A 15,663-nucleotide genomic window follows, 5' to 3' on the forward strand; every position below is an offset into this window, starting at 1 on the left:
TCTGGGGGTGTTTCCCTGTCGGAACCGGTTTGCTGGTGAGATTAGAAGTTGTAGGAACGGTCTGAAATTTCGTGCCGGGGTTCTCAGTCGTGCAGGCTTTTGCCTATAGTTCTGCCGTCGCTGCCAACGTGGTGACCGATCTTAGCCGGTCGGAACAAAGATGAAACCTCTCGAAAGTACCCGGAGTTTTGACCCATGGCTAAGTACCACCCGCTCCAAGGCAACTTCAGCGTCGGCCCGACGCTTTACATCGACACCGAAGCCCGCGCTTCCGATCTTCTTGAAACCGCCGTCCACCGACTCAAAGCCGCGCGCAATCTGCTCAACAGCGTTACCTGCTTGTGCGTCAAAGAAGCCGAAGGCCACGACCTGGAGCATTTCGCCAACGGTGCGCATATGTTGGTTCAGGATGGTTGTGACGCCTTGGACGTCCTGGGCTGGACGCTGGAAAAAGTCGCACGCTGAAAATGAGAAAGCCGCGATATTCGCGGCTTTTTTGTCTCGTGCTGGAGGCTGCTGATCATTTCCGTGGCACCACGAAAATGATCAAGGCTACTTAATAGCTGGTCTCCGGCAAACTGGCGATGATCGAGCGATAGCTGTTCATCCGTTGCTGCTGCACGCGACCCTCTTCCAAGGCCTTGAGCAGGGCACAACCCGGCTCGCGGTCGTGCTTGCAGTCGCGGAAGCGGCAGGTGCCGATCAAGTCGTTGAACTCGATGAAGCCGGCTTCGACGTCGGCACGGCTGACGTGGCCCAGGCCGAACTCACGAATACCTGGGGAGTCGATCAACTCACCGCCACCGGGGAAGTGGAACAACCGCGCGGTGGTGGTGGTGTGGGTGCCCTGGCCGGACAACTCGGACAGCGGGCCGACACGGGCTTCGACTTCAGGCAACAGGCTGTTGACCAACGAGGATTTGCCGACGCCGGACTGGCCGACGAATACGCTGATGCGTCCGTCCAGCTGTTCTTGCAGTTGCTCCATGCCGTTGCCGTGGTGCGCCGAGACTTCCAGCACTGGGTAACCCAGCGTGCGGTAAACCGCCAGCAAGGCATTCAACGCCGGGGCGTTCTGCTCGTCGATCAGGTCGAACTTGTTGAGCAACAGCAGCGGACGAATCCCTGCGTGCTCAGCAGCGACCAGATAACGGTCGATCAGGTTGGCATGGGGCTCGGGCAGCGGCGCGAAGACGATGACGATCATGTCGACGTTGGCGGCTACAGGCTTGAGCTGACCACGGCTGTCCGGACGGCAGAGTTCGGTTTTACGCGGCAGTTGCGCCACAATCACACCGATGCCCTGGTTGCCGGCACGCCAGACCACCTGATCGCCGGTCACCAGCGCCGGCAGGTTGGCGCGCAAGTGACAGCGGAACACCTGGCCGGCCAAATCGCCATCGAGGGCTTCGACTTCGACCTGCACACCGAAGTGCGCGATCACCAGGCCCGTCTGTTCCGGCCCCAGATCGCCACCCTCAAGTGCCTCGACAGCCGAGGACTCGCGTTTGGCGGCGCGGGCAGCGCGTTCGCCCTGAATCTTTTCGATGCGCCAGTTTTGACGACGATTGAGTTGGCGTTTGGCCATGGGTGTTCCGTATCAAGAATGCAGCGATTAGGTAAAACGGCCGCGAGTTTAGCACGCCCGGCCACCGGCCTAGGCTAAACTGCGCAGCATTGCCTAGGAGCCGACACATGCAAAACCCGCAGAATCTGATCTGGATCGACCTGGAAATGACCGGTCTGAACCCTGATACCGACGTCATCATCGAGATGGCCACCATCGTCACCGACAGTGACCTGAACACCTTGGCCGAAGGTCCGGTGATCGCTATCCACCACAGCGACGAGATCCTCGCCGGCATGGACGAGTGGAATACCCGTCAACACGGCGGCTCCGGGCTGACTCAACGGGTGCGCGACAGCCGCATCAGCATGGCCGAAGCCGAAGCCGAAACCATCGCCTTCCTGGAAAAATGGGTGCCGAAGGGCAAGTCGCCGATCTGTGGCAACAGCATTTGCCAGGACCGTCGCTTCCTTTATACCCACATGAAATCCCTGGAAAGCTTCTTCCACTACCGCAACCTTGACGTGTCGACCCTTAAAGAGTTGGCCGCACGCTGGGCGCCGGACGTGCGCGACAGCTTCAAAAAGGGCAGTACCCACCTGGCCCTGGATGACATCCGCGAATCGATTGCCGAGCTGCAGCACTACCGCAAGCATTTCATCAAGTTCTGATGGAATTGAGGGCTGCACGGAATGTGCAATGCCCTCTTTTGGTGCCGTCCCTAAATGGCTAGACTGCGCGCCTTCTTGCAAGGACCGCCACCATGTTGCTGATGCTTTACCTGATCGCCATCACCGCCGAAGCCATGACCGGCGCGCTGTCTGCCGGCCGTCGCGGCATGGATTGGTTTGGCGTGGTGCTGATCGCCTGCATCACGGCGTTGGGCGGGGGGTCGGTGCGAGACGTGCTGCTCGGTCACTACCCGCTGACTTGGGTCAAACACCCGGAATACCTGGTGCTGACCTCGGTCGCCGCGATGTTCACCGTCTTCGCCGCGCGCTGGATGCGCCACCTGCGCTCGCTGTTTTTGGTGCTCGACGCCGTGGGCCTGGTGGCATTCACCCTCATCGGCTGCATGACCGCATTGGAAATGGGTCACGGCATGCTCGTAGCGTCCGTCAGCGGTGTGATCACCGGGGTGTTCGGCGGCATCCTGCGCGACATCTTCTGCAACGACATCCCGCTGATCTTCCGCCGCGAACTCTACGCCAGCGTCTCGTTCGCTGCGGCGTGGTGCTACATGCTCTGCATTTACCTGCAATTGCCGGGCGAACAGGCGATTCTGATCACCTTGTTTGGCGGCTTCCTGCTGCGTTTGCTGGCGATCCGGTTTCATTGGGAAATGCCGAAGTTCGTTTATAACGACGAAGCCTGACGTTTGGCGTGTTGCTTGAGCGCCCACTCGACATGCTCACGCACCAACTCCGACGGGTAGTCCTTGCGAGCCTTCAACGCTTCAAGTACCGGAATGCTAGATGGAGCGTTCCCCAGGCCCACCGCCAGGTTTCGCAGCCAACGCTCGTAACCCGCTCGGCGTAACGGCGAACCTTCGGTGCTGCTGAGAAACTTCTCCTCATCCCACATGAACAGCTCTGCCAACTCCGCGTTGTCCAGATTGTGTCGTGGTTTGAAGTCGCTTTCGCCGGACGAGCGGGCGAAGCGGTTCCACGGGCAGACGATCTGGCAATCATCGCAACCGAACACCCGATTACCGATCAATGGCCGCAAATCTTCCGGGATCGCGCTTTTCAGTTCGATGGTCAGGTAGGAGATGCAGCGTCGGGCATCCAGCACGTACGGGCCGACGAAGGCGTTGGTTGGGCAGATGTCGAGGCACGCCGTGCAGCGGCCGCAATGTTCGGTAGTGTGAGGTGGGTCGACGGGCAGCGGCAGGTCGACGAACAGTTCGCTGAGAAAGAAGTAACTGCCGGCCTTGCGATTCAAGACCAGGGTATTTTTGCCGATCCATCCAAGACCGGCCTGTTCCGCGATGGCTTTTTCCAGCACAGGCGCACTGTCGACGAAGGCGCGGAAACCAAACGGGCCGATCTCGGCCTGAATTTTATCGGCCAGTTGTTGCACGCGTTTACGGATCAATTTGTGGTAATCGCGGCCCAAGGCATAACGCGAGACGTAGGCTTTTTCCGGTTGTGCCAGTCGTTTGGCCATTTCGGTGTTGCCCGGCAGGTAGTCCATGCGTAGGGAAACTACCCGCAGCGTGCCGGGCACCAGCTCTTCCGGGTGTGAGCGTTTGCTGCCGTGGGCGCCCATGTAATCCATTTCGCCGTGGTAGCCGGCCGCGAGCCAGCGCTCCAGGTGCTGCTCATGCTCGGCCAGGTCGAGGCCGCTGATGCCGACTTGCTGAAAGCCCAGCTCGCGGCCCCAGTCCTTGATGGATTGGGCGAGGGTGGGCAGGTCTGTGGTAATTGCGGGCATGAGGCGAGAGAAACCGGAGCTGAGGTGCGTATAATTCTGCCAGACATCGGAGCTCGAAGACGCATGCCGCACACTAAAGATGATTTACCCGACGCGCTGTATAGCGCCGCGCAAGTGCGAGCCCTCGATGCGAGCCTGATCGCGGCCGGCACACCGGGCTTCGAATTGATGCAGCGCGCGGCGCGGGCGACCTGGCGTACGCTGGTCCGTCATTGGCCGACGTCGAACGAATTGAGTGTCGTGACCGGTCATGGCAATAACGCCGGCGACGGTTATCTGGTGGCCGTGCTGGCCCGGCGTGCTGGCTGGCATGTGCGGGTGTTGGCGGTCGGTGATCCCCGGCGTTTACAAGGTGATGCGGCATTGGCCCATGCCGAGGCCGTGTCCGAAGGTGTCGCGGTTCAAGCCTGGAACGCACAGTCCGAGTTGCGCGGTATTGTACTGGACGCCTTGCTCGGCACTGGTTTGACGGGAGAGGTGCGAGAGCCCTGCGCGGGCGCCATCGCGGCGATCAACGGCAGCGGGCTGCCGGTTGCGGCGGTGGATATCCCTTCGGGGTTGTGCGCTGATACCGGCCGAATACTCGGCGCTGCGGTGCGGGCTGACCTGACGGTGACGTTCATCGGCCTGAAACTGGGTCTGTTCACCGGCGATGCTGCAGACGTGGTCGGCGCGTTGGTGTTCAACGATCTGCAGGCCTCCCCCGAGTCGTTTAACGGAGTCGCCATCAGTGCACGTCGGCTGACGGCCAGTTCCTTGCCGCGTCTGCCGGGCCGGGCTCCAACCTCCCATAAAGGCAAGTTCGGCCACGTCTTGCTGATCGGCGGTGATCGCGGCTTTGGTGGCGCCATCCTGCTGAGCGCGCAAAGTGCGCTGCGTAGCGGTGCGGGCATGGTGTCCGTGGCGACACGCAGTGAGCATGTTCCGGCCGCGCTGGCGAGAATCCCCGAAGCCATGGTGTTGGGCACTTCGTCGGCCAATCAACTGATGGAACTGCTGCAAAAGGTTTCCGTGCTGGTTGTCGGCCCAGGCTTGGGTCAGGCTTCCTGGGGGCGCAGCCTTTTGTCGGCGGCTGCCAACGCGCCGCTGCCGCAAGTCTGGGACGCCGATGCATTGAATCTGCTGGCTTCAAAGCACGTGAGCTTGCCCAAGGATTGTGTGATAACTCCGCATCCGGGCGAAGCGGCGCGCTTGTTGGGGATGAACACCGCCGAAGTTCAGGCTGACCGCCCCGCTGCCGCTCACGCATTGAGCAAAAAATACACAGCTGTAGTCATTTTGAAAGGCGCCGGCAGTCTGATCGCCAGCCCCGATGGGCGCCTGGCATTGTGTCATCAGGGCCATCCGGCGATGGCCACCGCCGGCTTGGGTGATGTGCTGGCCGGTCTGGTCGGCGCGTTGCTGGCTCAAGGCATGGAGGCGTTCGACGCCGCCTGTCTGGCCGTCTGGCTACACGCCAATGCTGGCGCGCAAGAAGGTAAATCGGGCCGTGGGCTGGCGGCCAGTGATCTGATTCCAGCCATTCGTCAGTTGTTGGAGGAGCAAGCACCGTGTCTGAAGTAACCCTGTACCTGGCTGATGAAGAGGCGATGACCGCATTTGGCGCACGTATCGCGCAAACCACCGAAGGGCACGGTCTGATTTTTCTCGAGGGAGATCTGGGTGCGGGGAAAACCACGCTGTCCCGGGGCATCATCAGGGGGCTGGGGCATAAAGGGTCGGTAAAAAGCCCTACGTTTACCCTGGTCGAACCCTACGAGATTGGTGACATCCGGGCCTTCCATTTCGACCTCTATCGCTTGGTCGACCCTGAAGAACTGGAGTACCTCGGCATCCGCGACTACTTCGAAGACGACGCGTTGTGCCTGATCGAGTGGCCCGAAAAGGGTGCAGGCTTTTTGCCAAAGCCCGACCTGACCATTACCATTGGCCCGCAAGACAGCGGGCGTTCGCTGAAAATTTTGTCCCAGGGCTCGCGTGGCGAGTTGTGGTGTGCCGCTTTGGCATTGGAAACCAATTAAATGATGGGGTTAGGTATGCGCTTTCGCGCGATGGTAGCTGCCGTAGGATTGTTGTTTTTGGCGGTGACCGTCGACGCTGTGGCCGAGACAAAGGTCAACAGCGTTCGCCTGTGGCGGGCTCCGGACAACACGCGACTGGTGTTCGACCTGACCGGTCCTGTCCAGCACAGTGTCTTTACCCTGACCGCCCCGGATCGGCTGGTCATCGACATCAATGGCGCGTCACTGGGGGCGCCGCTGAATGTCAACAGCTCGAACACTCCGATCACCGCCATGCGCTCGGCTCAACGTACGCCGACCGACCTGCGGGTGGTCATCGACCTGAAAAAAGCCGTGACGCCGAAAAGTTTTACCCTGGCGCCAAACGCCCAGTACGGCAATCGCCTGGTGGTCGACTTGTTCGATAACGCTGCCGACGCCGCGCCAATTCCGGCGCCGACCAACGTCGCGACGGTCGCCCCGGTACCGGTCACTCCGGTGGAGCCTGCGGTTAAGCTGCCGCCAGCCCCGGCCGGCAAGCGCGACATCGTTGTGGTCATCGATGCCGGTCACGGCGGCGAAGACCCGGGTGCCTCGGGCTCTCGCGGTCAGCGTGAAAAAGATGTGGTACTGGCCATCGCCCGCGAACTGCAACGTCAGGTCAATGGCATGAAAGGCTTCCGTGCCGAACTGACCCGCACCGGCGACTATTTCATCCCACTGCGCGGCCGTACCGAAATCGCCCGCAAGAAGGGCGCCGACCTGTTCGTTTCGATTCACGCCGACGCCGCGCCTTCGGCCGCAGCCTTCGGTGCCTCGGTGTTCGCCCTGTCTGATCGCGGCGCTACCTCGGAAACGGCGCGTTGGCTGGCCGACAGCGAAAACCGTTCCGACTTGATCGGTGGTGCCGGCAACGTCAGCCTCGACGACAAGGACCGCATGCTGGCGGGCGTGCTGCTTGACCTGTCGATGACGGCTTCCCTGACCTCTAGCCTGAACGTCGGCCAGAAAGTCCTGACCAACATCGGCCGCGTCACGCCGCTGCACAAACAGCGCGTGGAACAGGCCGGGTTCATGGTGCTGAAGTCGCCGGACATTCCATCGATCCTGGTGGAAACCGGGTTCATCTCTAACGCCAACGAAGCTTCCAAGCTTGCCGCAGCGAACCACCAGCAAGCGCTGGCGCGTTCGATCAGCAGCGGCGTGCGCCAGTTCTTCCAGCAGAATCCGCCACCGGGCACCTACATCGCCTGGCTGCGTGATTCCGGAGGGATCGCACAAGGTCCTCGTGACCATCGTGTGAGCCCCGGCGAGACGCTGGCGATGATTGCCGTGCGATATCAGGTGTCTCCGGCCACGCTGCGCAGCGCCAACAAACTGTCGAGTGATGAACTCAAAATCGGTCAGCACTTGACCATCCCCGGCACTGAACTGGCGGCCAAAGAATGAACCAGGTGCTGACCAACACGGCTCGCATCGAGCTGCTCAGCCCGCGACTGGCGAACCAGATTGCCGCCGGTGAGGTGGTTGAACGCCCGGCTTCGGTGATCAAGGAATTGTTGGAAAACAGCCTCGACTCCGGCGCCAGGCGCATCGATGTCGATGTGGAGCAGGGCGGCGTCAAGTTGCTGCGGGTACGCGACGATGGCAGCGGTATCTCTGCTGATGACTTGCCGCTGGCTTTGGCCCGTCACGCCACCAGCAAGATCCGCAACCTGGAAGACCTCGAGCAGGTCATGAGCCTGGGGTTTCGTGGTGAGGCACTTGCCTCGATCAGCTCCGTGGCGCGCCTGACCCTGACGTCCCGCACCAAAGATGCCGATCAGGCCTGGCAGGTCGAAACCGAAGGCCGGGACATGGCGCCTCGCGTGCAGCCGGCGGCCCATCCGGTGGGCACTTCGGTGGAAGTGCGTGACTTGTTTTTCAATACCCCGGCACGACGCAAGTTTCTCAAAACCGAAAAAACCGAATTCGATCACCTGCAAGAAGTGATCAAGCGTCTGGCCCTGGCGCGTTTTGACGTGGCGTTCCATTTGCGCCACAACGGCAAAACCATCCTCAGTCTGCATGAAGCCCATGACGACGCGGCCCGTGCCCGGCGTGTGGCGGCGATTTGCGGTTCGGGTTTCCTCGAGCAGGCGCTGCCGATCGAGATCGAGCGCAATGGCCTGCATTTGTGGGGCTGGGTCGGCTTGCCGACGTTCAACCGCAGCCAGGCAGACTTGCAGTATTTCTTTGTGAACGGCCGTGCCGTACGCGACAAACTGGTGGCCCACGCGGTGCGCCAGGCCTATCGCGACGTGCTGTTCAACGGCCGGCACCCGACGTTCGTGCTGTTTTTCGAGGTCGATCCGGCGGGCGTGGACGTCAATGTGCACCCGACCAAGCACGAAGTGCGCTTCCGTGACGGGCGCATGGTTCACGATTTCCTCTATGGCACCCTGCACCGCGCCTTGGGCGATGTGCGGCCGGAAGACCACCTGGCCGCGCCTGTCGCGACGGCCGTCGTTCGACCCACCGGCATTGATGCTGGCGAGTTCGGTCCACAGGGCGAAATGCGTCTGGCGGCCAATGCCTTGCTGGAACAGCCTCAGGCCCAGCCGTCGTTCAATACGCCGGCAGGCTCGGGCGCTGGTGCCGGTTATCAATATCAGTACTCGCCGCGGCCTCAGTCCGGCGTGCCGGTTGCTGAGGCCCAGGCAGCTTATCGCGAGTTTTTTGCACCATTGCCAGAAGCCAACGCGGTAGCGCTGCCGGCCGGGCAGGACGATGTTCCGCCGCTGGGTTATGCACTGGCGCAGCTCAAAGGCATCTACATTCTTTCGGAAAACGCCCAAGGGCTGGTGCTGGTGGACATGCACGCCGCTCACGAGCGGATCATGTACGAGCGGCTGAAAATCGCCATGGCCAGCGAAGGGCTGAGCGGTCAGCCGCTGCTGGTGCCGGAGTCCCTGGCGGTCAGTCAGCGTGAAGCCGATTGCGCCGAAGAACACGTCGCGTGGTTCCAGCGCCTGGGCTTTGAATTGCAACGTCTGGGCCCGGAATCCCTGGCTATCCGGCAGATTCCAGCCTTGCTCAAGCAAGCTGAAGCCAATCGATTGGTCAGTGACGTTCTGGCGGACTTGATGGAATATGGCACCAGCGACCGGATTCAGGCGCACCTGAACGAACTGCTCGGCACCATGGCCTGCCATGGCGCGATTAGGGCGAATCGGCGTCTGGCCCTGCCGGAAATGAACGGTCTGCTGCGGGATATGGAAAACACCGAACGCAGCGGTCAATGCAACCATGGCCGACCGACCTGGACCCAATTGGGCCTGGACGATCTGGACAAACTGTTCTTGCGCGGTCGGTGATGAACCAGCTCCCTCCTGCGATTTTCCTGATGGGGCCGACGGCCGCCGGCAAGACCGACCTGGCCATCGAACTCACCAAAGTCTTGCCTTGCGAGCTGATCAGCGTCGATTCGGCGTTGGTCTACCGTGGCATGGACATCGGCACCGCCAAGCCCTCCAAGGAGCTTTTGGCCGAATTCCCGCATCGTCTGATCGATATTCTCGACCCGGCAGAGAGCTATTCCGCCGCCGATTTTCGTCGTGATGCGCTTGAGGCGATGGCCGAGATCACTTCGCGAGGCAAAATCCCGCTGCTTGTAGGCGGCACGATGCTCTACTACAAGGCTTTGGTCGAAGGACTGGCAGAAATGCCGGCGGCCGATCCCGAGGTTCGTGCGCAGATCGAAGAAGAAGCTGCACGCCTTGGCTGGCAAGCCCTGCACGATCAATTGGCGGTCATCGATCCGGAATCCGCCGCGCGTATTCATCCGAACGATCCGCAGCGACTCAGTCGAGCACTGGAAGTTTATCGCGTCAGCGGTCAGAGCATGACTGCACTAAGGTTGCGACAATCTGCGCAAAGTACTGAAGCAGCCGCCTCGGGACTGCAACAATTGCCCTATACTGTCGCGAACTTGGCCATTGCTCCGGCAAACCGTCAGGTATTGCACGAACGAATTAAACAAAGATTCACGAATATGTTGGAACAGGGATTCATTGACGAGGTCGTAGCCCTGCGTAAGCGAAGTGACCTGCATGCCGGGTTGCCGTCTATACGTGCAGTAGGCTACCGACAAGTCTGGGACTACCTGGATGGCAAGCTGACGCAAGCCGAGATGCAGGAGCGTGGAATCATTGCCACGCGCCAATTGGCGAAGCGCCAGTTCACCTGGCTGCGCAGTTGGGCTGATTTACACTGGTTGGACAGCCTTGATTGCGACAATCTGCCGCGCGCCTTGAAATACCTGGGGACCATCTCCATATTGAGCTGAGTCCTTGCAATTGCCGTCTATCCTTGGGGGTGTGACGGCCCAAGCCATCTGATTACCTATTTTTATTTTGAATCCTTAAAGGAGTGCGGCACATGTCAAAAGGGCATTCGCTACAAGACCCTTACTTGAATACTTTACGTAAAGAGAAAGTTGGGGTGTCCATCTACCTGGTCAACGGGATCAAGCTGCAAGGTCAGATCGAGTCTTTCGACCAGTTCGTGATCCTGCTGAAGAACACCGTCAGCCAGATGGTTTACAAGCACGCTATCTCTACAGTGGTGCCGGTTCGTCCAATTCGTCTGCCTAGCGCAACCGAATCCGAAGCGGGTGACGCTGAGCCAGGTAACGCCTGATAGGAGCCTCCTTTGTTCTTTGAGCGCCACGGTGGTGGTGAACGGGCAATTCTCGTTCACTTGGATGGTCAGGACCCTGAGGCGCGCGAAGATCCGCAGGAGTTTCAGGAGTTGGCAATTTCGGCTGGTGCCGAGACCGTCGCGTTTTTCAACGTGCCGCGTCATCGGCCAACCGCCAAATACCTGATTGGCAGCGGCAAGGTCGAGGAGTTGCGCGACCTGGTCAAAGCCGAGCAGATAGATCTGGTGATTTTCAATCACATCCTCACGCCCAGTCAGGAACGTAACCTCGAACGTGTTTTCGAGTGTCGCGTGATCGACCGCACGGGTCTGATTCTCGATATCTTCGCCCAACGCGCCCGTACCCATGAAGGCAAGCTCCAGGTCGAACTGGCCCAGCTTGAGCACATGAGTACGCGGCTGGTACGCGGCTGGACTCACCTTGAACGGCAGAAGGGCGGTATCGGTCTGCGCGGTCCGGGTGAAACCCAGCTCGAAACCGACCGGCGCCTGTTGCGGGTTCGCTTGCGGCAGATCAAGGGGCGCCTGGAAAAGGTCCGTAGCCAGCGCGAGCAGTCTCGTCGCGGGCGCAAACGGGCTGACATTCCGACGGTTTCACTGGTGGGTTATACCAACGCCGGCAAATCGACGCTGTTCAACTCGGTGACCGACTCCGACGTCTTCGCCGCTGACCAACTTTTCGCCACCCTCGACCCGACCCTGCGCCGACTCGAACTCGACGACCTCGGGCCGATCGTGCTGGCCGATACCGTGGGCTTCATTCGTCACCTGCCGCACAAACTGGTCGAGGCATTTCGGGCTACGCTCGAAGAGTCGAGCAACTCCGACCTGCTGCTGCACGTGATCGACGCCCATGAACCCGAGCGTATGGCCCAGATTGAACAGGTCATGGTGGTGCTCGGGGAGATCGGGGCTCAAGACTTGCCGATCCTTGAGGTATACAACAAACTCGATTTGCTCGAGGGTGTGGAGCCGCAGATCCAACGGGATGCCGATGGCAAGCCGCAGCGGGTCTGGTTGTCGGCCAAGGACGGTACTGGCCTGGACCTGCTCAAGCAGGCGGTGGCCGAGCTGCTCGGGGATGATTTGTTTGTTGGCACCTTGCGCTTGCCGCAACGTTTTGCTCGACTGCGTGCGCAGTTTTTCGAACTCGGTGCGGTGCAGAAAGAAGAACACGACGAAGAAGGCATCAGCCTGCTGGCCGTTCGCTTGCCACGGGTTGAGTTGAATCGACTGGTGAGTCGCGAAGGTCTGCAACCGATGGAATTCATCGAACAACACACTTTGCAATAAAAGCCTGAAAAAGCGGTTGTGCCGCGGTGACAGGCATTCTGTAGCATTGGTCGGCGCGCCGTGGGTGCGTCTTTGCTTTATCAGATGGAGAGCGCTATGGCTTGGAATGAGCCGGGTGGCAACTCGAATAATCAGGATCCTTGGGGTGGCAAACGCCGCAATAACGGCGACCGCAAGGGACCACCGGATCTCGACGAGGCCTTCCGAAAGCTGCAGGAAAGCCTGAACGGGTTGTTCGGTGGTGGTAAGAAACGCGGTGATGACGGCGGCGGTTCGGGCAGGAGTGGCGGCTTCGGCGGTCTGCTCGGCATCGGTCTGGTCGTGTTGGCGGCCGTGTGGCTGTACAGCGCGGTCTATGTAGTCGACGAGCAGGAGCAAGCCGTGGTGCTGCGCTTCGGCAAGTACTACGAAACCGTCGGCCCGGGCTTGAACATCTATTTCCCGCCGCTTGATCGCAAGTACCTGGAAAACGTCACGCGTGAGCGTGCCTATACCAAGCAGGGTCAAATGCTGACTGAAGACGAGAACATCGTCGAAGTGCCGCTGACTGTGCAGTACAAGATCAGCAACCTGCAGGACTTCGTGCTGAGCGTCGACCAGCCGGAAATCAGCCTGCAGCACGCGACCGAAAGTGCCTTGCGCCATGTGGTGGGTTCCACCGCGATGGATCAGGTGCTGACTGAAGGTCGTGAGTTGATGGCCAGCGAAATCAAGGAGCGTCTGCAACGCTTCATGGATACTTATCGCACCGGTATCACCGTTACCCAGGTCAACGTACAGAGCGCAGCGGCACCGCGTGAAGTGCAGGAAGCCTTCGATGACGTGATCCGCGCCCGTGAAGACGAGCAGCGTTCGCGCAACCAGGCTGAAACCTATGCCAACGGCGTCGTGCCGGAAGCCCGTGGTCAGGCCCAGCGCATCATCGAAGATGCCAATGGTTACCGTGACGAAACCGTCTCGCGCGCCAAGGGTGAGGCCGATCGCTTCACCAAGCTGGTCGCCGAGTACCGCAAGGCACCCGAAGTCACCCGCGAGCGTCTGTACCTGGACACCATGCAGGAAGTCTTCAGCAACACCAGCAAGGTTCTCGTGACCGGCAACAAGAATGGCCAGAGCAATCTGCTGTACTTGCCGCTGGACAAGATGGTCGAAAGCGGTCGCAACACCAGCACTCAGGTGACCGGCGCGGCAGCCACCAGCAACGAAGCGAATGCGCGTGCGGCAGCTGATCTGCAGCAACAGCCAGCACGTACCAGGGAGAGTCGCTGATGAGCAATAAATCGCTGATCGCCCTTATTGTCGGCGTCGTCGTGGCGATCGCAGCCTGGAACTGCTTCTACATCGTGGCTCAGACCGAGCGTGCGGTGCTGCTGCAGTTCGGTCGCGTGGTCCAGGCTGATGTTCAGCCGGGTCTGCATGTGAAAGTGCCTTATGTTAACCAGGTGCGCAAATTCGACGCACGCCTGATGACGCTGGATGCACCGACACAACGCTTCCTGACGCTGGAAAAGAAAGCCGTGATGGTTGATGCCTACGCCAAGTGGCGCGTGAAAGATGCAGAACGCTTCTACACCGCGACTTCCGGCCTCAAGCAGATTGCTGACGAGCGTCTTTCCCGTCGTCTGGAATCGGGCCTGCGTGACCAGTTCGGTAAGCGCACGCTGCACGAAGTGGTTTCCGGTGAGCGCGATGCGCTGATGACCGATATCACGGCTTCGCTGAACAAGATGGCGGAAAAAGAGCTGGGCATCGAAGTTGTCGATGTTCGGGTCAAGGCCATCGATCTGCCGAAAGAAGTGAACCGCAGCGTGTTCGAACGCATGAGTTCCGAGCGGGAGCGTGAAGCTCGCGAGCACCGCGCCAAGGGTAACGAGCTGTCAGAAGGCATTCGTGCCGACGCTGATCGTCAACGCCGCGTGTTGCTGGCTGAAGCCTATCGTGAATCTGAAGAGGTTCGTGGTGATGGTGATGCCCAGGCGGCTGCGATCTACTCCAAGGCCTACGGTCAGGATCAGGAGTTCTACGGTTTCTATCGTAGCCTGCGTGCCTACCGTGAAAGCTTCGCGAACAAATCCGACGTCATGGTCCTGGACCCAAGCAGCGACTTCTTCCGTTACCTGGAAAAAGCCAAGCCTTGATACGACGTTGACCTGAATCATCCCCCGCCTGGCGGCTAACGCCTCGGGCGGGGTGATCCTTTGGGAAAACGTGTGTATGATGCGGCAGCCGGGAAATTCCCGGCTTTTTTGCGTCTGCACGTTTGATTGCTGTTTTTTATGCAGGCGTCCGAGTTGAATGACTCGACAGGTTTTTCGAGGAAAGTGGTTGGCGAAGCCGATTTCAGGCTTTTCGCCGCGTTGTTCATGCGCGTGGTTTGTGCGCATGAGCCGATCATTTTCTGCTTCACTCAAGGCTCGCCCAAAGGCTTGCCGCCCGGATCATAGGGGAATGGCGTAATGGCAACGGTAGACCGCTGGCTGCTGCCAGATGGCATCGAAGAAGTACTGCCACCAGAAGCGGCGCGCATTGAAGTCGCGCGTCGTCAGGTGTTGGATCTGTTCCAGAGCTGGGGTTACGAGTTTGTCGTGACTCCCCATATCGAGTACCTGGAATCCCTGCTGACCGGCGCGGGCCAGGACCTCGATCTGCGTACCTTCAAGGTCATCGACCCGCAATCGGGCCGGCAGATGGGTTTCCGTGCCGACATCACGCCGCAAGTGGCGCGCATCGATGCGCACACCTTGCGCCGCGAAGGCCCGAGCCGTCTGTGCTATGCCGGTAGCGTGCTGCACGCTCAGCCGCGCGCCTTGTCGTCATCGCGCAGCCCGATCCAGCTGGGTGCCGAGTTGTACGGCGATGCCAGCCCGAGCAGCGACGTGGAAGTCATCAGCCTGATGTTGGCTATGCTGCAACTGGCCGATGTGCCGGATGTGCACATGGATCTCGGTCATGTTGGTATCTACCGCGGCCTGGCTCGCGCCGCCGGTTTGTCCGGTGAAGTCGAGCAACAGTTGTTCGATGCGTTGCAACGTAAGGCCATCGACGAGGTCATTACCTTGACCGAAGGCTTGCCTGCCGATCTGTCGGGCATGTTGCGGGCGTTGGTCGACCTGTGTGGCGGCCGTGAAGTATTGAGCGCTGCCCGCGAGCGTCTGGCGGATGCGCCGGCGCCGGTACTGGCAGCTCTGGACGACTTGCTGGCGATTGCCGAGCGTCTGTCCACGCGTTTCCCTGAGTTGCCGTTGTATTTCGACCTGGGCGAGTTGCGCGGCTACCACTACCACACCGGTGTGGTGTTCGCGGTGTTCGTACCGGGTGTTGGCCAGTCCATTGCTCAGGGCGGTCGTTACGACGACATCGGTGCCGACTTCGGTCGCGCCCGTCCGGCAACCGGCTTCTCTACCGATTTGAAAACCCTGGTGACCCTGGGGCGTGCTGAGATCGAGTTACCGTCTGGCGGTATCTGGATGCCTGACAGTACGGATGCGGCACTCTGGCAGCAGGTTTGCCAGTTGCGCAGTGAGGGTCAGCGTGTCGTTCAGGCGTTGCCTGGGCAACCTTTGGCCGCCGCCCGTGAAGCGGACTGCGACCGGCAATTGATTCAGCAGAACGGGCTTTGGCAAGTATCGCCACTGGCTTCTTGAGTTTTCCTGTCGGCCGCGGCCG

At 60.3% G+C, this 15,663-nt stretch carries 15 protein-coding genes; 13 read left to right on the plus strand and 2 right to left on the minus strand.

Annotated elements, in window-relative coordinates; translation table 11 throughout:
* The first annotated feature begins 195 nt into the window (after nucleotides 1–195).
* Complete coding sequence (locus ACA056_RS02415) at nucleotides 196–465, plus strand: hypothetical protein (protein WP_497270235.1); 270 nt, start codon at nucleotides 196–198, stop codon at nucleotides 463–465.
* 91 nt (nucleotides 466–556) lie between these two features.
* Here the strand turns inward: ACA056_RS02415 and rsgA are convergent, their stop codons facing one another.
* Nucleotides 557–1,588: a small ribosomal subunit biogenesis GTPase RsgA gene (gene rsgA / locus ACA056_RS02420; protein WP_008153263.1), complete on the minus strand. Its 1,032-nt coding sequence runs from the start codon at nucleotides 1,586–1,588 to the stop codon at nucleotides 557–559.
* 107 nt (nucleotides 1,589–1,695) lie between these two features.
* Between rsgA and orn the strand changes: the two genes are divergently transcribed.
* Together orn and ACA056_RS02430 are read left to right on the plus strand one after the other, a co-directional pair.
* Nucleotides 1,696–2,238, plus strand: coding sequence for an oligoribonuclease (orn, locus tag ACA056_RS02425; RefSeq protein WP_008035288.1), 543 nt, complete (start codon nucleotides 1,696–1,698; stop codon nucleotides 2,236–2,238).
* A 92-nt stretch (nucleotides 2,239–2,330) separates the two neighbouring features.
* The gene (locus ACA056_RS02430) at nucleotides 2,331–2,942 is read left to right on the plus strand and encodes a trimeric intracellular cation channel family protein (protein ID WP_129438987.1); all 612 of its coding nucleotides are present in this window, start codon (nucleotides 2,331–2,333) and stop codon (nucleotides 2,940–2,942) included.
* Here the strand turns inward: ACA056_RS02430 and queG are convergent.
* Nucleotides 2,924–4,003, minus strand: a complete 1,080-nt coding sequence (gene queG, locus ACA056_RS02435; RefSeq protein WP_497270238.1) for a tRNA epoxyqueuosine(34) reductase QueG — start codon at nucleotides 4,001–4,003, stop codon at nucleotides 2,924–2,926. The genes ACA056_RS02430 and queG overlap by 19 nt on opposite strands.
* A 63-nt stretch (nucleotides 4,004–4,066) precedes the next feature.
* Here queG and ACA056_RS02440 point away from each other — a divergent pair, with 63 nt between their 5' ends.
* The 10 genes from ACA056_RS02440 to ACA056_RS02485 all read left to right on the plus strand — a co-directional run bounded on the left by ACA056_RS02440 (nucleotide 4,067) and on the right by ACA056_RS02485 (nucleotide 15,641).
* Nucleotides 4,067–5,566 (plus strand): NAD(P)H-hydrate dehydratase, encoded by a 1,500-nt coding sequence (locus ACA056_RS02440; RefSeq protein WP_497270240.1) that lies wholly within the window; start codon nucleotides 4,067–4,069, stop codon nucleotides 5,564–5,566.
* Nucleotides 5,554–6,024, plus strand: a complete 471-nt coding sequence (gene tsaE, locus ACA056_RS02445; protein ID WP_497270242.1) for a tRNA (adenosine(37)-N6)-threonylcarbamoyltransferase complex ATPase subunit type 1 TsaE — start codon at nucleotides 5,554–5,556, stop codon at nucleotides 6,022–6,024. Before ACA056_RS02440 ends, tsaE begins: the two co-directional genes overlap by 13 nt.
* On the plus strand, nucleotides 6,025–7,452 hold the full coding sequence (locus ACA056_RS02450) for an N-acetylmuramoyl-L-alanine amidase (protein WP_497270244.1): 1,428 nt from the start codon (nucleotides 6,025–6,027) through the stop codon (nucleotides 7,450–7,452).
* A complete protein-coding gene (gene mutL / locus ACA056_RS02455) occupies nucleotides 7,449–9,359 on the plus strand; it encodes a DNA mismatch repair endonuclease MutL (protein ID WP_497270246.1) in 1,911 nt (636 codons plus the stop codon). The genes ACA056_RS02450 and mutL overlap by 4 nt, the downstream gene beginning before the upstream one ends.
* Nucleotides 9,359–10,330 carry a tRNA (adenosine(37)-N6)-dimethylallyltransferase MiaA gene (gene miaA, locus ACA056_RS02460; RefSeq protein WP_497270248.1) on the plus strand — a complete coding sequence of 324 codons (972 nt, stop codon included), beginning with the start codon at nucleotides 9,359–9,361 and terminating at the stop codon, nucleotides 10,328–10,330. Before mutL ends, miaA begins: the two co-directional genes overlap by 1 nt.
* 92 nt (nucleotides 10,331–10,422) lie before the next feature.
* Entirely contained in the window at nucleotides 10,423–10,683 is a 261-nt protein-coding gene (gene hfq / locus ACA056_RS02465; RefSeq protein WP_497270250.1) for an RNA chaperone Hfq, read from the plus strand.
* 12 nt (nucleotides 10,684–10,695) lie between these two features.
* Complete coding sequence (gene hflX / locus ACA056_RS02470; RefSeq protein ID WP_497270252.1) at nucleotides 10,696–11,997, plus strand: ribosome rescue GTPase HflX; 1,302 nt, start codon at nucleotides 10,696–10,698, stop codon at nucleotides 11,995–11,997.
* Nucleotides 11,998–12,093: 96 nt separating this feature from the next.
* Nucleotides 12,094–13,266 carry an FtsH protease activity modulator HflK gene (hflK, locus tag ACA056_RS02475; protein ID WP_497270254.1) on the plus strand — a complete coding sequence of 391 codons (1,173 nt, stop codon included), beginning with the start codon at nucleotides 12,094–12,096 and terminating at the stop codon, nucleotides 13,264–13,266.
* The gene (gene hflC / locus ACA056_RS02480) at nucleotides 13,266–14,135 is read left to right on the plus strand and encodes a protease modulator HflC (protein ID WP_056746351.1); all 870 of its coding nucleotides are present in this window, start codon (nucleotides 13,266–13,268) and stop codon (nucleotides 14,133–14,135) included. The genes hflK and hflC overlap by 1 nt, the downstream gene beginning before the upstream one ends.
* 318 nt (nucleotides 14,136–14,453) lie before the next feature.
* On the plus strand, nucleotides 14,454–15,641 hold the full coding sequence (locus ACA056_RS02485) for an ATP phosphoribosyltransferase regulatory subunit (RefSeq protein WP_008156985.1): 1,188 nt from the start codon (nucleotides 14,454–14,456) through the stop codon (nucleotides 15,639–15,641).
* Nucleotides 15,642–15,663: the final 22 nt, after the last annotated feature.

The organism is Pseudomonas sp. LBUM1666, from assembly GCF_059695775.1.